Source organism: Halomonas aestuarii, assembly GCF_001886615.1.
GTDB lineage: Bacteria > Pseudomonadota > Gammaproteobacteria > Pseudomonadales > Halomonadaceae > Halomonas > Halomonas aestuarii.
On the sequence record NZ_CP018139.1, the window covers coordinates 3,299,622 to 3,319,695 of the forward strand.

The following is a 20,074-nucleotide window of genomic DNA, read 5'->3' on the forward strand; positions in this document are numbered from 1 at the left end:
CTTGACGGAGGCGATTACGGACGCTGCCGCGATTCGTGGCGATTTGCTTGCAAAACCCGGCACTGTGGAGGGAAACGGACGCTATGTCAAATTCGCGGGATCTCCATGGACTGGCCCGGCTGGTCCGGGACGGCCGCCGCTACTGGTCCTCCCCGGCGGGCCAGGCCCTCTGGCGGGCCGAGCGCGCCTGCCTGGGCCCGGTCTGCGAACGCCTCTTCGGCGGACACAGCCTGGAGCTCGCCATGGCGCCCATGTTGAGCGAGATCTGTCCGATCCGCCATGCCCTGGGCTGGTCGCCGACCCGCGAGATGGCCGCCCATGAGTCGACCCTGGTGTGCCCGCCGGATGCCCTGCCGCTGCCCGACGACTGCCTGAGCCTGGTGGTGGTCCACCACCTGCTGGAGGTGGTGCCCGACCCCCATCACATGCTGCAGGAGGCGGCCCGCGTCACCGCCGACGACGGGCGCCTGATCATCTTCGGCTGGTACCCGCTGAGCGCCGGTGGGCTGTCCCGCGCCTGGCCGGGCCGGCGACGCCTCATGCCCTGGCGGGGGCACTGGCGCACCCCCGGGCGCCTGGGGGACTGGCTGGCGTTTGTCGACTTCGAGATCGACCGGGTAGACTACTGCGGTTTCCACCTGCCCGGCAGCCTGCCGCGCAACACCATGCTCGAGACCCTCGGCCGGCGCCACAACCTGCCGCTCGGCGACAGCTACATGATCCATGCCCGACGCCGGACCCAGCTGGCCCAGCCGCAGCGCCCGCGACTCGACCTGGCGAGCCCCCTGGTCGGGCCGACGCTGGGCAGCGCCACCCGGGTCGGGTCGCTTCGCGAAGAGGAGTCGCCACGGTGACGGACACACGCCAGGCCGTGACGATCTATACCGATGGGGCCTGCCGTGGCAATCCCGGCCCCGGGGGATGGGGCGTGCTGCTGGTCAGTGGCCGACACGAGAAGGCCCTCAAGGGCTTCGAGGCGGTGACCACCAACAATCGCATGGAGCTGATGGCGGCGATCATGGCGCTGCGCGAGCTCAAGCGACCCTGCCGGGTGGCGCTGTGGACCGACTCCGAGTACCTGCGCAAGGGGATCACCGAGTGGATCCATAACTGGATCAAGCGCGACTGGAAGACCGCCTCGCGCCAGCCGGTGAGAAACGCCGAGCTGTGGCGCGAGCTCCTCGAGGAGACACACCGCCACGAGATCGCGTGGCACTGGGTCAAGGGCCATAGCGGGCACCCCGGCAACGAGCGTGCCGACGCCCTGGCCAACGAGGCCATCGACGAGCACCGGGCCCGCGCCTGAGGCCTGACCCCTTTCCCTACGAGATTTTCCCTGCGAGCCGACGAGAGACCCCATGCGTCAGATCATCCTGGATACCGAGACCACCGGCATCGACCCCCGTGACGGCCATCGCCTGATCGAGATCGGGGCGGTGGAGATGGTCAACCGCCGCCTCACCGGCAACACCTACCACCAGTACATCAATCCCGAGCGGGACATCGAGGCCGAGGCCATCGGCGTGCACGGCATCACCAACGAGCGGGTCGCCGACGAGCCGGTGTTCGCCGAGGTCGCCGACGCCTTCTGGGCCTTCATCGAGGGCGCCGAGCTGGTGATCCACAACGCGCCCTTCGACGTGGGCTTCATGGATCACGAGTTCGGCCTGCTCAATGCCCGGCGCGGCGAGCCGCGACTCGGTCCGGTCGCCGAGCACTGCCGGATCCTCGACACCCTGAAGTTGGCTCGCGACATGCACCCCGGCCAGCGCAACAGCCTGGACGCGCTGTGCAAGCGCTATGACATCGAGAACGGCCACCGGGTCCTGCACGGCGCCCTGCTTGACGCCGAGATCCTCGCCGACGTCTACCTGGCGATGACCGGCGGGCAGACCGCGCTGTCCCTGGATGCCTCGGCGGCGTCGGAGGGGCAGTCCGGCGATCAGCAGGGGCTGTCCATCCGGCGCCTGTCCCTCGACCCCGGGAGGCTGCGGGTGGTGCGTCCCGACCCGGCGGAGCTCGCGGCCCACCAGGCCAAGCTGGACCGCATTCGCGAGGCCGCCGGCGAGTGTCGCTGGGATGCCCATGCCGGAGTGCCCGGCGCCGGGGACGGTGCCTGATGCTGCGTCGGGAACTGCCCAGCCAGGAGGCGGCCGGGCGGGTGATCCGCCTGGCCCGGGGGCGCATCGCGCCCGGCAGCGACGACGGGCCCCTGCAGGCCTTCCAGCCCTGGCACGACGGCCTGCAGCCGCTGTGCTGGTGGCAGGAGGAACCGGTGGCGCTGTCGCTGGAGGAGCAGCCGGGCGATGACTGGCCGGACGCCCGCCAGTGGCTGGCTCGCCTGCCGGAGTCCTGGTTCGCGCTGGTGGCCACGGCGCTGCAGGTGGCGGCATGGCTCGACAACCATCGCTTCTGCGGCCGCTGCGGGGCCCCGGCCGAGCGTCTGGACGCCGAGTTCGCCATGCAGTGCGGGCAGTGCGGCCATCGCAACTACCCGCGCATCTCGCCCTGCATCATCACCCTGGTGACCCATGGCGAGTCGCTGCTGCTGGCGCGCAGCCCGCGCTTTCCCCCGGGTCGCTACTCGACCCTCGCCGGCTTCATCGAGCCCGGCGAGGCGGCCGAGGAGGCGGTGCGTCGCGAGGTCTTCGAGGAGGTGGGACTCAGCGTGGGGCGGGTCAGCTACTTCAGGAGCCAGCCCTGGCCCTTTCCCCACTCGCTGATGCTGGGCTTCTTCGCCGAGGCCGCCAGCCGGCGCATCCGCATCGACGGGGTCGAGATCGCCGATGCCGCCTGGTTCAATCCGCGACGCCTGCCCCAGCTGCCGCCGCTCTATTCCATCTCGCGGGCGCTGATCGAGACCCACCTCAATGAGGTCGGGGGGCGCGGCTAGCCTCGGGTGACCGGGTCAGCTCCCGGGGAAGAGGCTGCTCAGTTTCGTCGCCAGCATGACGTTGCCGGTGGCCTTCAGCTTGCCCGTCATGAAGGCGTTCATGCCGTTGATCTCGCCGCTCATCACGCCCCTGAGGGTCTCGCTGCTCATGCTCAGGCTGACCGAGGGGTCGTCGTGCTCCCCCTCGTGGACCTCCAGGTTGCCGTCGTCCACCACCAGGTAGTGATCGCCGGCATCGCTGAAGTGGAACTGGAAGACTTCGCGCATGCCGCTGGCGGCGTCGGCGTCGAAGCGGCGCTTGAGCTTGTCGAGGGTGGCGTCGGACATCGGGAATCCTCGTGGGTGGGGTGCAGTCGGCAAGCCTATTTGAAACAACTGTTTGAATCAAGCGGCCTTGTGCCGGGGTGATGGCGCCGGGCAGGATGGCAGCAGGTCCAGTCGATGAGGAGAGGACGGTGAACGAGTGGCTGACGGATTTCGGCATGTTCCTGGCGCAGCTGTTGACCCTGGTGCTGGTGGTCGGCGTGGCGGTGGCGGTGATCGTGAAGCTCAAGGGCGAGACGGGGGAGCGCTCCCGGCTGCGTCTCGAGGAGCTCAACCAGACCCGTCGCCAGCGCCGCCGGCGGATGGAACTGGCGGCCAGTCATCCGGGCGCCCGCAAGGGCCTGATCAAGGCCTTCCGCCGGGATGACAAGGCGCGTGACCGCGACGGCCGCAAGGGCAAGGGCGAGTCGCGACCGACGGTCTGGGTGCTCGACTTCCACGGTGACCTCAAGGCCAGTGCCACCGGCCGGCTGGCCGAGGAGGTCTCGGCGGTGCTCGAGGTGGCCGGCGAGAACGACGAGGTGGTGCTGCGACTGGAGTCGGCCGGCGGCCTGGTGCACGGCTACGGACTGGCGGCCGCCGAGCTGGATCGCCTGCGCCAGGCGGGGCTCACCACCACGGTCTGCGTGGACAAGGTGGCGGCCAGCGGCGGGTACCTGATGGCCTGCAGCGCCGATCACCTGCGCGCCGCGCCCTTCGCGGTGATCGGTTCCATCGGGGTCGTCGCCCAGCTGCCCAACCTCCATCGCCTGCTCAAGCGTCACGACATCGACGTGGAACTGCTGACGGCAGGGCGCTACAAGCGCACCCTCACCGTCTTCGGCGAGAACACGGAGGAGGGGCGCGACAAGTTCATCGAGGATCTCGAGACCACCCATCAGCTGTTCAAGCGCCATGTGGCCGAGCGGCGCCCGGACCTGGACATCGAGTCGGTGGCCACCGGCGAGATCTGGTACGGCAGCGATGCCCTGGAGCGGGGCCTCGTCGATGCGCTGGGGACCAGCGAGGCCTATCTGGCACAGCGCATGCCAGAGGCCCGGGTGATCAGCCTGAAGCTGGAGCAGAAGCAGAAGCTCGGGGATCGCCTCGGCGTGGCGGTGTCACGAGGCGTGGAGCGAAGCGTCGAGCGCGGTCTGGAGATGCTCGACGCCGGCCGCTGGCAGAAACGCTGACGGCGGTCACGGCCGGCCGCCGAGCTCGAGGCGGCCGAGTGCCTCGATGAGCGTCCTGGCGCGCTCTCCCTGCAGCGAGTAGTAGATGGTCTGGGATTCGCGTCGGGTGGTGACGAGATTCTCTCGGCGCAGGATCGCGAGGTGCTGCGAGAGCGCCGACTGGCTGAGCACGAGTCGCTGGTTGAGCTCGGTCACCGACAGCTCGGTGCCGTCCAGCAGGCAGAGAATCCGCAACCGATTGTCATTGGCCATCGCCTTGAGCAGCGCGCTGGCCTCGTCGATGACCGCCTCTCCGCCCTCAAGGAGACGTGCTGCCGCCCCTCTGGTCGTGCCCATGATCTGTCCCCCGCCTGGCAGGTCCCGGCACACGGCCGGCCGCCTGCGCGCTTGAATGCATCCCCGTGACCCCCGCCTCAGCGGGGGGCGTCGGCCTGCTCGTCGACCTTCTGATTCAGCTTATTCGCAATAATAGCCCAGCCTGGAGGCCGTCGCCGGATCAACGGCGACCCTCGGCCGCCACGATCGGCAGGGGAAGGCGTGTGTTGTTGACAATGACGGGGTGGTCTCTCGTCCTTTTGTCGAAGATTAGCCGATGGTATGAGGTTTGGCGGAAGATATTGCTCTAGAGTGTCAACAATCAACACCCCTATTCCCGATTGCTGACAGGATGCAGATGAGCATGTACCAAGACGAGTTCCGGCGCTCCATCGATCAACCCGAGGCCTTCTGGGCCGATCAGGCCAAGCGCATTCCCTGGTTCACCCCACCCTCCACCATCCTCGAGTACGACGAGGCGGGCCATGCCCGCTGGTACGTGGATGGCGAGCTCAACATCTGCCATGCGGCCCTGGACCATCATGTCGAGCAGGGGCGCGGCGGCCAGCCGGCCATCTACTGGGATTCGCCGGTCACCGGCGGCAAGCGGACCCTCACCTTCGCCGAGATGCGCGACCAGGTGGCCCGCTTCGCCGGTGCCCTGAAGGACCTGGGGGTGGAGAAGGGCGATCGGGTGGTGATCTACATGCCCATGGTGCCCGAGGCGCTGGTCGCCATGTACGCCTGCGCCCGCCTCGGCGCCATCCACTCGGTGGTGTTCGGCGGATTCGCGCCCCACGAGCTGGCGGTGCGCATCGAGGACGCCGAGCCGAAGGTCGTGGTGGCCGCCTCCTGCGGCGTCGAGGGTGACCGGGTCATCCCCTACAAGCCGATCATCGACGCGGCCATCGAGCAGAGCAGCTACAAGCCCGAGGCCTGCGTGGTCCTGCAGCGCGAGCAGCACGCCGCCGAGCTGGGCGCGATCGACCATGACTGGACCGCCCTGGTCGAGAAGGCCGCACCCGCCGACTGCGTGCCGGTCAAGGGCAGCGACCCGCTCTACATCCTCTATACCTCCGGGACCACCGGTAAGCCCAAGGGCGTGGTGCGCGACACCGGCGGCTATGCCGTGGCGCTGGCCTACTCCATGGAGACCATCTACGACGTGGCTCCCGGCGACGTCTTCTTCTCCGCCTCCGACGTGGGCTGGGTGGTTGGCCACTCCTACATCGTCTATGCGCCGCTGCTGCGCGGCTGCACCACCGTGGTCTACGAGGGCAAGCCGGTGAAGACCCCGGATGCAGGGGCCTTCTGGCGGCTGATCAGCGAGTATCGGGTCAAGAGCTTCTTCACCGCCCCCACCGCCTTCCGCGCCATGAAGAAGGAGGATCCGGACGCCACGCTGATGGGCCAGTACGACATCTCCTGCCTCAAGGCCCTGTTCCTGGCCGGCGAGCGGCTCGACCCGCCGACCTTCCACTGGCTCGACGACCTGATGCAGGTGCCGGTGATCGATCACTGGTGGCAGACCGAGACCGGCTGGCCCATCGCCGCCAACATGCACGGCCTGGAGCCGATGCCCACCAAGGCCGGCAGCGCGACGGTGCCGGTCCCCGGCTTCGACGTGCAGATCCTCGACCGTCAGGGCGAGCCGTCGGGCCCCATGGAGCAGGGCAGCGTGGTGATCAAGCAGCCCCTGCCGCCCGGCTGCCTGGCCGGGGTCTGGCGCGACCCGCGTCGCTTCCACAGCGCCTACATGGCGGCCTTCCCCGGCTACTACCTCACCGGTGACGGTGGCTACTTCGATGAGGACGGCTACCTCTTCATCATGGGGCGCACCGATGACGTCATCAACATCGCCGGTCATCGCCTCTCCACCGGCGAGATGGAGGAGGTCGTGGGGGCCCATCCAGCCGTGGCCGAATGCGCGGTGATCGGTATCCACGATGCCCTCAAGGGGCAGCTGCCGGTGGGCCTGGTGATTCCCAAGGACGGCTTCGAGGGCGACGAGGTGGCGCTGGAGAACGAGCTCATCGCCCTGGTGCGCGAGAAGATCGGCCCCATCGCCTGCTTCAAGCAGGTCCTGGTGGTCGATCGCCTGCCGAAGACTCGCTCCGGGAAGATCCTGCGCAAGCTGCTGCGCAACATCGCGGACGGTCAGGAGTTCGGCGTGCCCTCGACCATCGACGACCCGGCGAGCCTGCAGGACGTCCACGAGGCGATGATGGAGCGCCAGGTCGGCGCCGCCCACGAGGCCCGCCAGGTCTGACACGCCTCGTGATACCGCCTCTCGACGCCGCCCCTCGTGGGCGGCGTTGTCATGTGGGCTCGTTGCCATGTGGGAAGGGCGCGTCCATGGCCAGTGCGCCGGGCAGGTCGTATAATGCTCGGCCCTACTCGCCCCGGGCGAGTGCCGTTCCACGAGGGTTCCCTCACCCCTCCGCAAAAAAGGATGCCGTGATGTTCGTGCTGTCCGACGCCCAGACCCGCCGCTGCCTGGCGCTGCTGGTCACCTTCCATATCCTGGTCATCGCCGCCAGCAACTACCTGGTGCAGCTGCCGTTCACCCTGCTGGGCTTCCATACCACCTGGGGCGCGTTCAGCTTTCCCTTCATCTTCCTGGCCACCGACCTCACGGTCCGCCTGTTCGGCAAGGAGACGGCCCGGGCCATCATCCTGCGCGTGATGCTGCCCGCGCTGGTGATCTCCTATGTCGTCTCCGTGGTCTTCCCGCGCGGAGGCTTCGCCGGCCTCGAGGCGCTGGGCGAGTGGAACCTGTTCGTCGCCCGCATCGCTCTGGCGAGCTTCATGGCCTACGTGCTGGGCCAGCTGCTGGATGTCCAGGTCTTCGATCGGCTGCGTGCCCTCAGGGCCTGGTGGGTGGCGCCGGCGGTCTCCACGGTGCTCGGCAACCTCGCCGATACCTTCGCCTTCTTCTCCATCGCCTTCCATCGCAGCCCGGACCCCTTCATGGCCACCCACTGGCCGGAGATCGCCTGGGTCGACTACGTGATCAAGCTCGGCATCAGCCTGGCGTTCTTCCTGCCGCTCTACGGCGTGCTGTTGGCCTGGCTCAGCCGTCGCCTGGTGGCGGTGACGGGCAGCGATGACCTCATGCCCCACGAGGCGCGCGCGTCTTCCTGAATCCCCTGCAGCCTAGGAGGCTTCCATGCCCATCGATCTCAATTTCACCGATACCGGCGGCGACGGCACGCCGCTGGTGGTTGTCCACGGCCTGCTGGGCAGTGCCGACAACTGGCGCTCCCATGCCAAGCAGTGGCAGCGTCGGCGCCGTGTTATCGCCGTCGACCTGCGCAACCACGGGCGCTCACCGCATGTGGCGGGGATGGGGTACGAGCCCATGGCCGAGGACCTGCTGGCCCTGCTGGATAGGCTCGACGTCTCTCGGGCCCACCTGCTGGGGCACTCCATGGGCGGCAAGGTGGTGATCAGCCTGGCCAGGCTCGCCCCCGCGCGGGTGGCCTCGCTGATCGTCGCCGACATCGCCCCGGTGGCCTACGGCCACGATCACGACAGCGTCTTCGCGGCCCTGCGCCGTGTCGAGGCGGGCGAGCCGACCAACCGTCGCGAGGCCGATGCGCTGCTCGCCGAGCATGTCGAGGAGTCCGCGGTTCGCCTGTTCCTGGCCACCAACCTCGAGCGCGATGACTCTGGCATCCTGAGGCTGCGCATCGGCCTCGACGAGATCCAGGGCGACTACGAGACCATCATGGGGGAGCCGGCGGGAGAGGGCGCCTTTGATGGGCCGACCCTGGTGCTGCGCGGCGCGCAGTCGCGCTACGTGACCGACGAGATGCTGCCGGCACTCCGCGAGGTGCTGCCCCAGGCGGAGATCCAGACGCTGGAGGCCGGCCACTGGCTGCATGCCGAGCAGCCCGCGGCCTTCCAGGCGGCGGTCAACGGCTTCCTGGAGGCCGTGGAGGGCTAGCGGAGCGGCCAGCGGGCCTTCTAGCGGGATGGTGCCCCGGGGTCGATGGCCAGGCGGGACACCGGATGGCGTTCCTCGATCAGGCCGGCCTCGAACAGGTAGTGCTCGAAGCGGCGGTAGCGGCCCTGGTCCAGGGCCGCGGGGCTCAGGCTCAGGCGTGAGCGGACCTGTCCCCAGGCCTCGCGATTGACCGGGGTGTCGATGCCCGGCTCCGCGGTCGCGATCAGGCTCCACGCCTCGTCGGGGTGGTTGGCGATCCACACCGTGGCTTCCTCCAGGGCCGACACCAGGCGGCGGATGGCGTCGCGCTGCGGCCCCAGGTGATCGCGATTGGCCAGCAGCACCAGGCCGTCGTGCAGCGGGATGCCCAGTTCCTCGGTGCGCAGCACCCGTGTCGCCAGGCCCTCGTCGGCCAGCTCGCGGGGCAGCAGGTGGCGGATCGCGCCGATCACGCCATCCACCCGCTCCTCGCGAAGTGACTCGCCGAGCCGGAAGTGCAATTCCTCGGTCTCGATCTCGTCGTCGCGAATGCTGGCGTCGTGCAGCAGGGCCGCCAGCAGCACGTCCCGGCTATCGGCGTCGGCATGGCCGATGCGCGTGCCGGCCAGGTCGCCTGGCGCCGTGATGTCGCTCTCCTCCGGCACCACCAGGGCGCTCAGCGGCATGGCCACCAGGGTGGCGACACGGACCACGGGCAGGCCGCGATCCACCTCGAGATGCAGCAGGGGCTGGCGCGCCAGGGCCAGGTCGATCCGCGACGCGGCCAGCAGCTTGACGGGAACATCCGGATCGGCGGGCGTCGAGAGGGTCACCTCCAGTCCGCGGCTGGCGAACAGGCCGCGCTCCTGGGCCACGTAGAACGCGGCATGTCGGGGGCTGGGATACCAGTCCAGCATCACCTTGAGGGTCGTGACCGGGGGCGGCTCGATGGGCTCGGCCGGGCGCAGGGCAATGGCCGGCACGCTGGGACGCGAGGGCGTGTCGACCGTGGGACCGCTCGGGGCCGCCCGGTAGCGCTGGCGGATCGCCTCCCGGGCCGCCTCCTCGGCCAGGGCATCGAGGTCCAGCACCATCACCTCGGTGCCGAGCGGCGGGAAGCCCTCCTGAGCGACGGGGTCCGGGGGTGAGGCCTCATCCGCGGCCAGCCCGTTCGACAGCAGGCAGGTCGTCGCCAGCAGGGCGATCCAGCGGTGTGGCCGACGACGAACGGGGGGGATCATAGAATCAGGACTCCTGCCATGAGCGGTATCCGGCCTTCCAGTGGTGCCGCGCAAGCTTAACCGCTGCCGGTCCGTCACGGCCAGTCGCCGCCGCCAACGGAAATCGCCGTCACCGGCGTGGCATGCGATACTGGCCGCTCTCGCAGCCAGGGCAGGACGCCATGGATTCGATCAACAGCCTCTTCCTGCTCAGCGGCTTCCTGCTGGCCCTGAGCATCCTCGCCAGCCGGCTCTCCTCGATGGCCGGGGTGCCCCTGCTGCTGATCTTCCTGGGCCTGGGCATGCTGGCCGGGGAGGAGGGGCTGCTCGGCATCCAGTTCGACGACTATTCGCTGGCCTTCCTGATCGGCCACCTGGCGCTGGCCATGATCCTGCTCGACGGCGGCCTGCGCACCCGCCTCAAGACCTTCCGCGTCGGCTTCCGGCCGGCGCTCTCCCTTGCCACCCTGGGGGTCTTCATCACCAGCGGCCTGGTGGGCCTGTTCGCGATGTGGGTCTTCGACCTGGGTCTGGTGCAGGGGCTGCTGGTCGGCGCCATCGTGGGCTCCACCGATGCCGCCGCGGTGTTCTCCATGCTCAGCGGGCGGGGCGTCAACCTCAACGAGCGGGTCGGGGCGACCCTGGAGATCGAGTCGGGCACCAACGATCCCATGGCGATCTTCCTGACCCTGATGCTGGTGGAGGTGCTGGTCGGTGACATCGGCGGGGTGGCCGAGACCCTGCTGTTCCTCGTGCAGCAGTTCGGCCTGGGGATCGTCATCGGGGTGGGCGTCGGCTGGCTGAGTGCCCGGCTGCTGAGCTGGGTGGACCTGGCGCCGGGCCTCTATTCGCTGCTGGCCCTGGGCCTGGGCTTCTGCGTCTTCGGCCTGACCAGTGCACTGGGCGGCAGCGGCTTCCTGGCGATCTACCTGGCCGGCCTGATGATCGGCAACCGCCCCGGCCGCCACCTCGCCTTCATCCTGCCGGTGCATGACGGCCTGGCGTGGCTCTCCCAGATCGGCCTCTTCCTGGTGCTGGGCCTGCTGGTCACGCCCAGCGAGATGCTGGACTATGCGCTGCCGGCGCTGCTGGTGGCCCTGGCGCTGATCTTCGTCGCCCGGCCGCTGGCGGTGCTGGTCGCCGTCAAGCCCTTCTTCAAGTTCCGCTGGCGGGAGATCGGCTTCATCGCCTGGGTGGGCCTGCGCGGGGCGGTTCCCATCGTGCTGGCGATCTTCCCGGTGATCGGCGGGGTGGAGAACGCCTCGCTCTACTTCAACGTCGCCTTCGCGGTGGTGCTGTTGTCCCTGCTGATCCAGGGCGGCTCGCTGCCGTGGATGGCGCGCCGCATGAGGGTCGAGCTGCCCCCCAGCGTCACCCCGAACCACCGCGGGCCGCTGGGCATCCTGCCGGAGAACGACTACGAGATGTTCGTCTACGAGGTGGAGAACGCCGACCTCGAGGACGTGCCGATCCGGCTGCTGCGCTTTCCCTCCGGGGCCCTGATCTCGGCGCTCTTCCGCGAGCATGCCATGCTGCATCCCAAGGGCAGCACCCGGCTGCGGCTGGGTGACGTGATCTGCGTGATCGGCCGCACCGACGACCTGCCGGCGCTGAACCGGCTGTTCAACGGGGAAGCCAAGCTCAGGCGCGAGCGCGCCTTCTTCGGGACCTTCACCTTCGACGGGGAGGCGCGCATGCGCGACGTCGCCGACGCCTACGGCCTTACCCTGAGCCCCGGCGAGGAGGACATGACGCTGGCCGAGTTCGTCTCGCTGCGGGTCGGCGGGCACCCGGTGGTGGGCGACGACGTGGATTGGCACGGCATCCACTGGGTGGTCAGCGCGATGGACGGCAATCGCGTCACCCGGGTGGGGCTGCGGCTCTACTGAGGCGATGCAGCCCTGTCCGGGGGCCGGGGCTCACGCCGGCCGGGTGGCCGCCTTGAGCACCTCAAGCGCCACCTCGACGGCCTGGTCGCCGTCGGCGATCCACACCATGCCGTCCTGGAGGGTGGCGTTCAGGGTCATGTTCTTCGCTGCCAGTCCGGCCAGTGACTGCACCGTCGCCGGGGCGACATCGACCACAGTGAGGTTGTCGAGGGCGGCGAGCCTGCCGGCCAGCGCGTCCCACCAGATCCTGGCGCCATGCCCGCTGTAGAGATAGAGGATGACGTGTCGTGCCCGGCCGCAGGCGCGCCGGAGGCTCTTCTCGTCGGGTTGCCCGAGCTGGATCCACAGGTCGATGGCGCCGGTGAGGTCCTTGATCCAGAGGTCGGGCTCGTCCTCGGTGCTGACGCCGCGTCCGAAGGCCAGGGCGTCGTCGGCGTTCAGCGCGAAGGCCAGCAGTCGCACCATCATGCGCTCGTCGGTTTCCGACGGGTGTTGCGCCACGGTGAGGGCGTGCTCCGCGTAGTAGTGTCGGTCCATGTCGGCGACCTGTAGCTGGACCCTGTGAATCGTTGACTTCAGTGCCATCGGCGAGCCTGCGTGTAGGGGGGGGAGTGGGCGCTGCCTCGGCAAGGATGGCCGCGGAGGTGGAACCCTTGGGCCCGGATCGGGCGTCTCCTGTGCCGATCGGAGAGGGGCGCTTCGGGGGGGAGGGTCTCATGTTTTCCGCCCGCGCCAAAGCTCGCTCAGCCCAGGCAGCCGCCGATGCTCGGCAGTGACAGCAGGACCTCTTGGACCGTCGTCTGCTGGATGGGCAAACGAAAAAGGCGCCCGAAGGCGCCTTGATCGTGAAGCAGGTGGCGGAGGGACAGGGATTCGAACCCTGGGAAGGCTCTCACCTTCGCCGGTTTTCAAGACCGGTGCATTCAACCGCTCTGCCATCCCTCCGGCTTACGGATGGGCATATTACCAGTTTTCGCCGGCCGGTCAAGAGCCCCTAGGGATCAAGATGTTAGCCCTCGTCCCGCGGTGTGAGGCACAATGGGGCATCGCGACTGCAGGAGAGACTCATGCCCGACATCCCGGTAGGCGCCGGCGTTCGCCCGATCCCCGCGGTTTCGGCAGCGGTGGTCAAGGGTGACCGTATCCTTATGGTGAGGCGGCGCAATCCGCCCAATGCGGGCAAGATGGCCTTGCCCGGCGGCAAGGTGGAGGCGGGGGAGAGCCTCCAGCAGGCCGCGGCGAGGGAGCTGCTGGAGGAGACCGGGGTGCTGGCCGCGCCGAGGCGTGTCCTGACCGCCATCGACGTGTTCGATCACGACGACGATGGTGCGCTGGCGATGCACTTCGTCATCGTGGTGCTTCAGCTGGAGTGGCAGGGGGGCGTGGAGGCGGCCGCCGACGATGCCACCGAGCTTCGCTGGATGGACCTGGAGGCCCTGGAGCAGGAGGACGGCGAGGTCTGCGACTCCGCGGCCCGGGTGGCGCGGCGCGTGCTGGAGGAGGCGATGTCCGCAGAAAGCGCGTTGAAGCCAGACTAGCCAGTCGCTTGCGTCGGGAACATTCTGTGGGCATCCTAGGTCTAGAGCTAGGTCAACCACACAGGGAGCTACCGATCAATGGCTTATCAAGAGACGCAGACGACGACACGGCAGCAGACTCAGGCCGTCGGTACCAGCAAGGTCCTGCGTAACACCTATGGCCTGCTGGCGATGACTCTGCTGTTTTCCGCCGTCACGGCGGGGGCCGCGGTGGCCATGGGTATCGAGCGCATGAACATCCTGGTGTTCTTCATCGGTGCCTACGGCTTGATGTTCCTGGTGCACAAGACCGCCAACTCGGCCATGGGGCTGCTCGCCACCTTCGCCTTCACCGGGTTCATGGGGTTCACCCTCGGGCCGATCCTGAGTGCCTACCTGACCCTGCCCAACGGTGCCCAGTTGATCATGACTGCCCTGGGCATGACCGGCATGACCTTCGTCGGCCTGTCGGCGGTCGCGCTGATCACCCGCAAGGACTTCAGCTTCCTGGCCAACTTCCTGATGGCCGGTGCCATCGTGCTGATCCTGGCCATGGTGGCGGGCATCTTCCTGCAGATTCCCGCGCTGTCGCTGATGGTGTCCGCCGGCTTCGTGCTGTTCTCCTCCGCGGCCATCCTCTACCAGACCAGCGAGATCGTTCACCGGAGCGGCGAGACCAACTACATCCTCGCCACCATCACCCTCTACGTGTCGATCTACAACCTGTTCATCAGCCTGCTGTCCATACTGGGCATCATGAGCCAGGACTGACCCCAACGCTGTTGCAGGAACTCCTGGCCCCGCCTTCCGGCGGGGCCAGGCTGTTTCAGGAGGACCTTCATGCGCTATGCCATCCTGCTGATGGGCGCTCCCTACAGCCAGCAGGCGAGCCACTCGGCCCTGCGCTTCGCCCACGCCCTGGTGGCACGCGGTCACCGGCTCGAGGCGATATTCTTCTATCATGATGGGGTCCAGAACGCCGCCCGCCTGGCGGCCCCCCCCCAGGACGAACCGCATCTGGTGGATGCCTGGGCCGACCTTTCCCGTGAGCACGGGGTGGCGCTGCAGGTCTGCATTGCCGCGGCCCTGCGCCGAGGGCTGCTCGACGAGCGGGAGGCGGCCAGGCACGGCAAGGAGGGCAGCAGCCTGGAGGCACCCTTCGAGCTGACAGGCCTGGGCCAGCTGATCGACCTGGGATCGCGCTGCGACCGCCTGGTGACCTTTGGCCCCTGAACCACCGGCACGCGACGGAGCGACGATGCACGACCACGACGAGAACAGTCCCCGCGACCTGCTGGTCATCCTCCGCCATGGCCCCCATGGCAGCAGCTGGCTGAGGGAAGGGCTGGACGCCGCCCTGGTGGCCGCGGCCTTCGGGCAGAGTGTCTCCCTGCTGTTCATGGGGGAAGGCGCTGCCGCGCTGGTGCCGGGGCAGCAGCCGGGTCCGCTGGGGCAGAAGGGGACCGCCGCGACGCTGGAGATGCTGGAGATGTATGATATCGAGACCCTGCTGGTGGAGGAGCAGGCGCTCTCGCCCCTGGGCCTCGCGGCCGACGACCTGATGCTCGAGGTCGAGGTCGTCTCGACAGGGGCCCTGTCCGGCGTGCTGTCCGCTCACCGCCTGGTGTTGACCTTCTAGCCCGAGCCGCAAGGAGAGCGTGGATGCTGTTGCATGTGGTGAACCGTTCCCCGGCGACCAGCCGGGTCTATCAGCAGGCCCTGTCCGGCATGGCACCGGAGGACCGCCTGCTGCTGATCGAGGACGGTGTCCAGGGGGCGCTGCCCCAACTGGTGCGCTATTACGAGGGCCTGGAGGGTCGCCTGTACGCGCTCAAGGAAGACCTGGAGGCGCGCGGGCTGCTGGGCCGCTGCGCGGAGAGCGTGCAGGTGATCGACGTGGACGGGTTCGTGACCCTGACCGAGGAAGCCGAGCGGACGGTGAGCTGGTACTGATGGCCTCGACAGAAATATACCGTTATCTACTGGTGGATTCACACGAATATGCCCTGGATCCGGAAGGCTATCTCGTCGACATGACGGAGTGGTCGCCCGAGGTGGCCGAGGCCCTGGCCCGCGAGGAGGGCATCACGCTCACCGAGGAGCACTGGGAGATCCTCGGCGTGCTGCGCGACTTCTACCTCCGCTACGAGATGGCGCCCGCCATGCGCCCCCTGGTCAAGGCGGTGGGAAAGGCCCTGGGCGGCGACAAGGGGCGTTCGATCCACCTGATGCGACTCTTCCCCGGCAGCCCGGCCAAGGTGGCGGCCCGCCTGGCGGGATTGCCCAAGCCGACCCACTGTCTGTGACCAATCCACCGTGAACTTCCTCGCCCATGGCTGGCTCGCCCGCGGCGGCGGCGACGGCTTCCTCTACGGCAACCTGATCGCCGACGGCGTCAAGGGCGTCGACCTGTCGGCCTGGTCGCCTGAGGCGGCGGCCGGCATCCGCCACCACCGCCGGGTGGACGCCTTCGTCGACGGCCATCCGGTGGTCGCCGAGGTCCTGGCTCGTGCGCCCTGGCCGCAGCGGCGCTTCGCCGGTATCGCCCTGGACCTGGTCTGGGACCACTTCGCGGCCCGGCAGCTGGCCCACGACGACCGGGGGTGGCTGGTCGAGCGCTGCTATCGGGTCCTGCGGGCCGCTCCCGCGCCGGGCCGGCTGGCCGGCATGGTGCCCGCGCTGGTAGAGCAGGACTGGCTCAACGGCTATGCCGATTTCGGCTTCACCTGTCGTGCCATCGAGGGCATCGGCCGCCGCCTCTCCGGCCCGAACCGCCTCGGAGAGCTGGTGCCCTGGCTTCAGGAGGACTACGACCGCCTCGCACGAGACTTCGACCGGCTATGGCCGGCCGTCAATGACGCGCTGGGCGTGCCCCTCTGACGCCCCCTCAGGGGTCGTTCAATCGACCCTCAACCAAAGGCAGTCGATGCGATCGCCCGGCTCGACACGGGTCTCGGCGGGGATCACCGCCAGGGCATCGGCGCTGATGCAGGAGGACAGCACGCCCGAGTTCTGGTCCCGGAAGGCCCGGGCCTCGATGCCGTCCTCGCCGAACGTCAGGGCGACGCGCATGTAGTGGCGGCGGGGGCCGGTATGGGTCGCGAAGGTGGCGCGGGCCGACAGGCACGGCAGGCTCGCCAGGGCAGGGCAGCCCTGGAAGGCGCCCAGCAGCGGGCGCAGGAACAGCCAGGCTCCGACGAAGCAGGAGACGGGATTGCCGGGCAGGCCCACGAAGCGGACGCCTTGCCCCTCGCGGCCCGGGAGGCGGCCCAGGGCCAGCGGCTTGCCGGGGCGGATCGCCAGGCGCCACAGGTCCAGCTGACCCAGTGATTCGAGCGCCGCCTTGACGTGGTCCTCCTCGCCGACGCTCACGCCCCCGGTACTGATCACCAGGTCGGCCTCCAGTGCGGCCGACGCCAGGGTGTCCCGGGTCCCCGCGGCGTCGTCCGGCACCGAGTCGACCCGCACCAGCTCCGCGCCGAACCGCTCCAGCAGGCGCCGGAGCATCGCCCGGTTGGAGTTGTAGATCTGGCCGCTGGCCAGGGGCTGGCCCGGATCGATGATTTCGTCGCCGGTGGAGAGCAGGGCCACCCGTGGCCGACGGCGCACCGGCACCTCGGTGATGCCCTGGCCGGCCAGGTGGCCCAGGGCCGCGGCCTCCAGGCGCTCCCCGGCGGGCAGCAGGATATCGCCCGCCGTGACGTCGCGGCCGCGTCGGCGGACGTTGTCGCCCGCCGGCACCTCCGCCGGCATGAGTGCCCCATCGTCCTCGAGCGTCACGCGTTCCTGCATCACCACGCAATCGGCGCCCGGCGGCAGTTCCCCGCCCGTGAAGATGCGTGCACAGGTCCCGGGAGCCAGCGGCGTCGCCGGTGACCCGGCGGCGATGCGCTGGGAGACGGGCAGTCGACGGCCCGCGTCGCGGTGGTGGAGGGCATAGCCGTCCATGGCGCTGTTGTCGAAGGCGGGGACATCGATCCGCGCCTCGATGGCCTCGGCGAGCACGCGTCCCGCCGCCGCCGCGCAGGGGACGGTCTCGGCGGGCGTGCAGCCGACGTCCTCGAGCAGCGCGGCGAGGGCCGCCTCGACGGGTTTCAGCTCACTCATGCTGCCCCCGCTCGGGAATGACTAGGTTCGCCCGAACGTATGACAGGCTACAGGGCTTGTGGTCCTGGCTGGCCATGTCATCCATGTTGCCCCCGTTCGGGAATGACGAGGTTGGCGAAGTTACAGGGCTTGTGACGGCTGTCGAGCTGCTCCGCCAGGATGCCGTCCCAACCGGTCCGACAGGCACCGGTGGAGCCGGGCAGGCAGAACACCACGGTGGCGTTGGCCAGCCCGCCCAGGCAGCGGCTCTGCACGGTGGAGCTGCCGATCTCCTGCCAGGAGAGGTGGCGGAACAGCTCGCCGAAGCCCTCGATCTCCTTGTCGAGAAGCACCGATATCGCCTCCGGCGTGGAATCCCGTCCGGTGAAGCCGGTGCCGCCGGTGGTCAGGATCACCTGGACCTCGTCGTCGGCGATCCAGCCGGCCACCACGGCGCGGATGCGATAGACGTCATCGGGCACGATGCGCTTCTCGTGCAGACGATGGCCGGCGGCGGTCAGGCGCTCGACCAGGGCCTGACCGCTGCGATCGGTCTGTTCGTTACGCGTGTCGGAGATGGTCAACACCGCCACCGAGAGGGGAATCATTGACTCGCTCATCCGTCCTGGCGCTCCTTCTTGGCGGCCTGGCGTGCCTCGAAGGCCGCGAGCTGCTCGGGGGTCGCCTCCTGCTGGTACTTCGCCTTCCACTCCGGGTAGGGCATGCCGTAGACATGCTCCCGGGCGCTGTCGTAGTCGAAGTCGACTCCCCGCTCGTCCGCGGCGGCCACCAGCCACTTGGAGAGGCAGTTGCGGCAGAAGTCAGCCAGGATCATCAGGTCGATGTTCTGGACCTCCTTGTGCTCGTCAAGGTGGCGCAGCAGGCGGCGAAACGCGGCCGCCTCGAGTTCGGTGCGTGTGGCGTCGTCGAGATGTTGCATCGGGGCTCTCCGTTGACTGTCCTGTCGGTCGGGTCAGCTTAACAAAAAGACACCGCCCGTAGGCGGTGTCGACGGGTCCGTTTCTGCCCATGGTCACCCGGAACGGGGGGCCGGCTCGTCGCCCTGAGAAGCCTGCTGGCCGGCGGCCAGTTGCTCCTCGGGAATCGCCTGGTCCTTGACCTCCTCGTACCAGAGGTTGTGATGCTCCTTGGCCCAGGTCTCGTCCACATAGCCGGTGGTCATGCCCTCCAGCGACCCCTCGGTGCCGATGGTGCCGATATAGATGTGGCCCAGGGCCACGGCGGTCAGCCCCAGGGCACCCACGGCGTGGATGATGCTGGCCCACTGCATGGTGTCGCGTGCCTGCCCGTAGTTGGGGAAGTCCAGCACGAACCCGCTCACGATCACGGCGAGGCCGGCGGTGGCCAGCAGCCAGTACCAGACCTTCTCGCCACCGTTGGCGAACCCCGCGTCGGGATGCCCCTTGCCGACCAGGCCACCGCCCTTGGCGAACCACTGCAGGTCGTGCGCCTTCGGCATGTTCTGGCTGAGCAGGCGCAGCAGCAGGACCACCAGGAGGATGCCGAACAGCGGACCCAGGTAGTTGTGGATCAGCTTGGTCCCCGACATCATCGATGCCCAGAGGCCGTCGCCGAACAGCGGACGGAACACCGACTTGCCATAGGAGAGGTTGAGGCCGGTGAGGGCCAGCAGGATGAACAGGGTCGCCACCGTCCAGTGCAGCGACCTGACCACCAGCGACCAGCGCAGCAGCTTGCGGCCGGTACGGGGCTCGTCGAGCTTCTTCCGCCCCACCACCAGGTAGAACAGCGCGATCACCGCGATCATCCCCAGCACGGCGATCAGGCCAAACGGGGAGACCCAGCGATCGCGGATCTGGCGCCAGGTCTCGCCGCTCTCGTTGACCAGGTTGTAGGTGCTGTCGGCTCGCGAGTCCCGGTAGTTGGGCCCCGTCTCGCCTCCCTTCACCTGTCGCCAGAGGTCGGCATCGACCGCCGGGACGGCAAAGGCGGCCTCCCTGCTGGGGTCGGCCTGCTGCGCCAGCGCCGTCTGGGCCAGCACCAGGCTCGCCAGCAGGACCAGCAGCATCAGCAGCAGCCGACAGGGGCCTGCACGCATCGTCGATATGCTCATGGCATCGCCTCCTTACCCCTGCTGGGTGGCGTCATAGGCCAGGGAGTCGGCGTCGGCCCTGGGGTTACCCGACCAGGCGCCGTCCTTGTGCCCGCGCTGGACGACACGCTGCCGGAAGATGTCGGCCACCTCCTGGGCATCCCCGGCCAGCAGCGCCTTGGTCGAGCACATCTCGGCACACAGCGGCAGCTTGCCCTCGGCGATGCGGTTGGCGCCGTATTTCTGGTACTCCTCCTCCCTGGTTTCCGCCGGCCCGCCGGCGCAGAAGGTGCACTTGTCCATCTTGCCGCGCTCGCCGAAGGCGTTCTGCTTCGGGAACTGAGGCGCACCGAAGGGGCAGGCATAGAGGCAGTAGCCGCAGCCGATACACAGGTCCTTGTCGTGCAGCACGATGCCGTCATCGCGCTGGTAGAGGGTCTCGGTGGGGCAGACGGCGATGCAGGGCGCATCGTCGCAGTGCATGCAGGCCACCGAGATGGAGACCTCGCTGGGTTCGCCATCGTTGAGCGTTACCACGCGGCGGCGCTGGACACCCCATTCCACCTCGTTGGCGTTCTTGCAGGCTGTGACGCAGCCGTTGCACTCGATGCAGCGCTCCGCGTCGCACATGAACTTCATCGTGGCCATGTTGTTCT

The 20,074-nt window shown here is 68.7% G+C and carries 25 protein-coding genes and 1 tRNA gene; 16 read left to right on the top strand and 10 right to left on the bottom strand.

What is annotated here, in order from left to right:
* Positions 1 to 83: 83 nt before the first annotated feature.
* From BOX17_RS15360 to nudC, 4 genes are read left to right on the top strand one after another with little or no spacing between them, the layout of a single operon-like run.
* Positions 84 to 854 carry a methyltransferase domain-containing protein gene (locus BOX17_RS15360; protein ID WP_071946056.1) on the top strand — a complete coding sequence of 257 codons (771 nt, stop codon included), beginning with the start codon at positions 84 to 86 and terminating at the stop codon, positions 852 to 854.
* Positions 851 to 1,306: a ribonuclease HI gene (gene rnhA / locus BOX17_RS15365; RefSeq protein WP_071946058.1), complete on the top strand. Its 456-nt coding sequence runs from the start codon at positions 851 to 853 to the stop codon at positions 1,304 to 1,306. The genes BOX17_RS15360 and rnhA overlap by 4 nt, the downstream gene beginning before the upstream one ends.
* Positions 1,307 to 1,358: 52 nt before the next feature.
* The gene (gene dnaQ / locus BOX17_RS15370; protein WP_071946060.1) at positions 1,359 to 2,120 is read left to right on the top strand and encodes a DNA polymerase III subunit epsilon; all 762 of its coding nucleotides are present in this window, start codon (positions 1,359 to 1,361) and stop codon (positions 2,118 to 2,120) included.
* On the top strand, positions 2,120 to 2,893 hold the full coding sequence (gene nudC / locus BOX17_RS15375; protein ID WP_071946063.1) for an NAD(+) diphosphatase: 774 nt from the start codon (positions 2,120 to 2,122) through the stop codon (positions 2,891 to 2,893). The genes dnaQ and nudC overlap by 1 nt, the downstream gene beginning before the upstream one ends.
* 15 nt (positions 2,894 to 2,908) lie before the next feature.
* On the opposite strand, the gene BOX17_RS15380 is transcribed toward nudC, so the two are convergent.
* Positions 2,909 to 3,220, bottom strand: coding sequence for an SCP2 sterol-binding domain-containing protein (locus BOX17_RS15380; protein ID WP_071946065.1), 312 nt, complete (start codon positions 3,218 to 3,220; stop codon positions 2,909 to 2,911).
* Positions 3,221 to 3,348: 128 nt separating this feature from the next.
* Between BOX17_RS15380 and sohB the strand changes: the two genes are divergently transcribed.
* Positions 3,349 to 4,389 carry a protease SohB gene (sohB, locus tag BOX17_RS15385; protein WP_071946068.1) on the top strand — a complete coding sequence of 347 codons (1,041 nt, stop codon included), beginning with the start codon at positions 3,349 to 3,351 and terminating at the stop codon, positions 4,387 to 4,389.
* 6 nt (positions 4,390 to 4,395) lie between these two features.
* Here sohB and BOX17_RS15390 read toward each other — a convergent pair whose 3' ends face one another.
* The gene (locus tag BOX17_RS15390; protein WP_071946071.1) at positions 4,396 to 4,725 is read right to left on the bottom strand and encodes an ArsR/SmtB family transcription factor; all 330 of its coding nucleotides are present in this window, start codon (positions 4,723 to 4,725) and stop codon (positions 4,396 to 4,398) included.
* Between the two features lie 337 nt (positions 4,726 to 5,062).
* On the opposite strand from BOX17_RS15390, the gene BOX17_RS15395 reads away from it, so the two are divergent.
* The 3 genes from BOX17_RS15395 to BOX17_RS15405 all read left to right on the top strand — a co-directional run bounded on the left by BOX17_RS15395 (position 5,063) and on the right by BOX17_RS15405 (position 8,653).
* Positions 5,063 to 6,973 carry a propionyl-CoA synthetase gene (locus BOX17_RS15395; protein WP_071946074.1) on the top strand — a complete coding sequence of 637 codons (1,911 nt, stop codon included), beginning with the start codon at positions 5,063 to 5,065 and terminating at the stop codon, positions 6,971 to 6,973.
* Between the two features lie 191 nt (positions 6,974 to 7,164).
* Positions 7,165 to 7,848 carry a 7-cyano-7-deazaguanine/7-aminomethyl-7-deazaguanine transporter gene (locus BOX17_RS15400; protein WP_071946077.1) on the top strand — a complete coding sequence of 228 codons (684 nt, stop codon included), beginning with the start codon at positions 7,165 to 7,167 and terminating at the stop codon, positions 7,846 to 7,848.
* A gap of 25 nt (positions 7,849 to 7,873) precedes the next feature.
* Positions 7,874 to 8,653 carry an alpha/beta fold hydrolase gene (locus tag BOX17_RS15405; protein ID WP_071946080.1) on the top strand — a complete coding sequence of 260 codons (780 nt, stop codon included), beginning with the start codon at positions 7,874 to 7,876 and terminating at the stop codon, positions 8,651 to 8,653.
* A gap of 20 nt (positions 8,654 to 8,673) precedes the next feature.
* Here the strand turns inward: BOX17_RS15405 and BOX17_RS15410 are convergent, their stop codons facing one another.
* Entirely contained in the window at positions 8,674 to 9,873 is a 1,200-nt protein-coding gene (locus BOX17_RS15410) for an ABC transporter substrate-binding protein (protein ID WP_071946083.1), read from the bottom strand.
* Positions 9,874 to 10,034: 161 nt separating this feature from the next.
* Between BOX17_RS15410 and BOX17_RS15415 the strand changes: the two genes are divergently transcribed.
* Positions 10,035 to 11,741, top strand: coding sequence for a potassium/proton antiporter (locus BOX17_RS15415; protein ID WP_071946085.1), 1,707 nt, complete (start codon positions 10,035 to 10,037; stop codon positions 11,739 to 11,741).
* Between the two features lie 30 nt (positions 11,742 to 11,771).
* Here BOX17_RS15415 and BOX17_RS15420 read toward each other — a convergent pair whose 3' ends face one another.
* Positions 11,772 to 12,278: a YaeQ family protein gene (locus BOX17_RS15420; protein WP_341853289.1), complete on the bottom strand. Its 507-nt coding sequence runs from the start codon at positions 12,276 to 12,278 to the stop codon at positions 11,772 to 11,774.
* Between the two features lie 318 nt (positions 12,279 to 12,596).
* Positions 12,597 to 12,686, bottom strand: a tRNA-Ser gene (locus tag BOX17_RS15425).
* A 122-nt stretch (positions 12,687 to 12,808) separates the two neighbouring features.
* Here BOX17_RS15425 and BOX17_RS15430 point away from each other — a divergent pair.
* The 7 genes from BOX17_RS15430 to BOX17_RS15460 all read left to right on the top strand — a co-directional run bounded on the left by BOX17_RS15430 (position 12,809) and on the right by BOX17_RS15460 (position 16,138).
* Positions 12,809 to 13,279: an NUDIX hydrolase gene (locus BOX17_RS15430; RefSeq protein ID WP_071946091.1), complete on the top strand. Its 471-nt coding sequence runs from the start codon at positions 12,809 to 12,811 to the stop codon at positions 13,277 to 13,279.
* A 78-nt stretch (positions 13,280 to 13,357) separates the two neighbouring features.
* Positions 13,358 to 14,029: a Bax inhibitor-1/YccA family protein gene (locus BOX17_RS15435; RefSeq protein ID WP_071946094.1), complete on the top strand. Its 672-nt coding sequence runs from the start codon at positions 13,358 to 13,360 to the stop codon at positions 14,027 to 14,029.
* Positions 14,030 to 14,098: 69 nt separating this feature from the next.
* Entirely contained in the window at positions 14,099 to 14,491 is a 393-nt protein-coding gene (gene tusD / locus BOX17_RS15440; protein ID WP_071946097.1) for a sulfurtransferase complex subunit TusD, read from the top strand.
* Positions 14,492 to 14,516: 25 nt separating this feature from the next.
* Positions 14,517 to 14,897, top strand: a complete 381-nt coding sequence (tusC, locus tag BOX17_RS15445; RefSeq protein ID WP_071946100.1) for a sulfurtransferase complex subunit TusC — start codon at positions 14,517 to 14,519, stop codon at positions 14,895 to 14,897.
* Positions 14,898 to 14,920: 23 nt separating this feature from the next.
* Positions 14,921 to 15,211: a sulfurtransferase complex subunit TusB gene (gene tusB, locus BOX17_RS15450; RefSeq protein ID WP_083582191.1), complete on the top strand. Its 291-nt coding sequence runs from the start codon at positions 14,921 to 14,923 to the stop codon at positions 15,209 to 15,211.
* Positions 15,211 to 15,564, top strand: a complete 354-nt coding sequence (locus tag BOX17_RS15455; RefSeq protein ID WP_071946103.1) for a TusE/DsrC/DsvC family sulfur relay protein — start codon at positions 15,211 to 15,213, stop codon at positions 15,562 to 15,564. The genes tusB and BOX17_RS15455 overlap by 1 nt, the downstream gene beginning before the upstream one ends.
* A gap of 10 nt (positions 15,565 to 15,574) precedes the next feature.
* On the top strand, positions 15,575 to 16,138 hold the full coding sequence (locus BOX17_RS15460) for an acyl carrier protein phosphodiesterase (protein ID WP_071946106.1): 564 nt from the start codon (positions 15,575 to 15,577) through the stop codon (positions 16,136 to 16,138).
* Positions 16,139 to 16,156: 18 nt separating this feature from the next.
* On the opposite strand, the gene BOX17_RS15465 is transcribed toward BOX17_RS15460, so the two are convergent.
* The 5 genes from BOX17_RS15465 to fdh3B all read right to left on the bottom strand — a co-directional run bounded on the left by BOX17_RS15465 (position 16,157) and on the right by fdh3B (position 20,066).
* On the bottom strand, positions 16,157 to 17,365 hold the full coding sequence (locus tag BOX17_RS15465; protein ID WP_071946110.1) for a molybdopterin molybdotransferase MoeA: 1,209 nt from the start codon (positions 17,363 to 17,365) through the stop codon (positions 16,157 to 16,159).
* A gap of 77 nt (positions 17,366 to 17,442) precedes the next feature.
* On the bottom strand, positions 17,443 to 17,964 hold the full coding sequence (gene moaB / locus BOX17_RS15470) for a molybdenum cofactor biosynthesis protein B (RefSeq protein WP_071946112.1): 522 nt from the start codon (positions 17,962 to 17,964) through the stop codon (positions 17,443 to 17,445).
* On the bottom strand, positions 17,961 to 18,284 hold the full coding sequence (locus BOX17_RS15475) for a DUF1244 domain-containing protein (RefSeq protein ID WP_071946115.1): 324 nt from the start codon (positions 18,282 to 18,284) through the stop codon (positions 17,961 to 17,963). Before BOX17_RS15475 ends, moaB begins: the two co-directional genes overlap by 4 nt.
* A 93-nt stretch (positions 18,285 to 18,377) precedes the next feature.
* Positions 18,378 to 19,439 carry a formate dehydrogenase subunit gamma gene (locus BOX17_RS15480; protein ID WP_071946117.1) on the bottom strand — a complete coding sequence of 354 codons (1,062 nt, stop codon included), beginning with the start codon at positions 19,437 to 19,439 and terminating at the stop codon, positions 18,378 to 18,380.
* A gap of 12 nt (positions 19,440 to 19,451) precedes the next feature.
* Entirely contained in the window at positions 19,452 to 20,066 is a 615-nt protein-coding gene (gene fdh3B / locus BOX17_RS15485; protein WP_071946120.1) for a formate dehydrogenase FDH3 subunit beta, read from the bottom strand.
* Between the last annotated feature and the right edge of the window lie 8 nt (positions 20,067 to 20,074).

Coding starts and splice junctions, on each gene's coding strand:
- BOX17_RS15455 (WP_071946103.1), top strand. CDS start 15,211: ATGGCCTCGACAGAAATATACCGTTATCTACTGGTGGATTCACACGAA.
- BOX17_RS15395 (WP_071946074.1), top strand. CDS start 5,063: ATGAGCATGTACCAAGACGAGTTCCGGCGCTCCATCGATCAACCCGAG.
- BOX17_RS15380 (WP_071946065.1), bottom strand. CDS start 3,220: ATGTCCGACGCCACCCTCGACAAGCTCAAGCGCCGCTTCGACGCCGAC.
- moaB (WP_071946112.1), bottom strand. CDS start 17,964: ATGAGCGAGTCAATGATTCCCCTCTCGGTGGCGGTGTTGACCATCTCC.
- BOX17_RS15435 (WP_071946094.1), top strand. CDS start 13,358: ATGGCTTATCAAGAGACGCAGACGACGACACGGCAGCAGACTCAGGCC.
- BOX17_RS15360 (WP_071946056.1), top strand. CDS start 84: ATGTCAAATTCGCGGGATCTCCATGGACTGGCCCGGCTGGTCCGGGAC.
- BOX17_RS15480 (WP_071946117.1), bottom strand. CDS start 19,439: ATGAGCATATCGACGATGCGTGCAGGCCCCTGTCGGCTGCTGCTGATG.
- tusB (WP_083582191.1), top strand. CDS start 14,921: ATGCTGTTGCATGTGGTGAACCGTTCCCCGGCGACCAGCCGGGTCTAT.
- BOX17_RS15410 (WP_071946083.1), bottom strand. CDS start 9,873: ATGATCCCCCCCGTTCGTCGTCGGCCACACCGCTGGATCGCCCTGCTG.
- BOX17_RS15415 (WP_071946085.1), top strand. CDS start 10,035: ATGGATTCGATCAACAGCCTCTTCCTGCTCAGCGGCTTCCTGCTGGCC.
- BOX17_RS15405 (WP_071946080.1), top strand. CDS start 7,874: ATGCCCATCGATCTCAATTTCACCGATACCGGCGGCGACGGCACGCCG.
- BOX17_RS15465 (WP_071946110.1), bottom strand. CDS start 17,365: ATGAGTGAGCTGAAACCCGTCGAGGCGGCCCTCGCCGCGCTGCTCGAG.
- BOX17_RS15430 (WP_071946091.1), top strand. CDS start 12,809: ATGCCCGACATCCCGGTAGGCGCCGGCGTTCGCCCGATCCCCGCGGTT.
- BOX17_RS15390 (WP_071946071.1), bottom strand. CDS start 4,725: ATGGGCACGACCAGAGGGGCGGCAGCACGTCTCCTTGAGGGCGGAGAG.
- nudC (WP_071946063.1), top strand. CDS start 2,120: ATGCTGCGTCGGGAACTGCCCAGCCAGGAGGCGGCCGGGCGGGTGATC.
- BOX17_RS15420 (WP_341853289.1), bottom strand. CDS start 12,278: ATGGACCGACACTACTACGCGGAGCACGCCCTCACCGTGGCGCAACAC.
- tusD (WP_071946097.1), top strand. CDS start 14,099: ATGCGCTATGCCATCCTGCTGATGGGCGCTCCCTACAGCCAGCAGGCG.
- dnaQ (WP_071946060.1), top strand. CDS start 1,359: ATGCGTCAGATCATCCTGGATACCGAGACCACCGGCATCGACCCCCGT.
- tusC (WP_071946100.1), top strand. CDS start 14,517: ATGCACGACCACGACGAGAACAGTCCCCGCGACCTGCTGGTCATCCTC.
- fdh3B (WP_071946120.1), bottom strand. CDS start 20,066: ATGGCCACGATGAAGTTCATGTGCGACGCGGAGCGCTGCATCGAGTGC.
- BOX17_RS15400 (WP_071946077.1), top strand. CDS start 7,165: ATGTTCGTGCTGTCCGACGCCCAGACCCGCCGCTGCCTGGCGCTGCTG.
- BOX17_RS15475 (WP_071946115.1), bottom strand. CDS start 18,284: ATGCAACATCTCGACGACGCCACACGCACCGAACTCGAGGCGGCCGCG.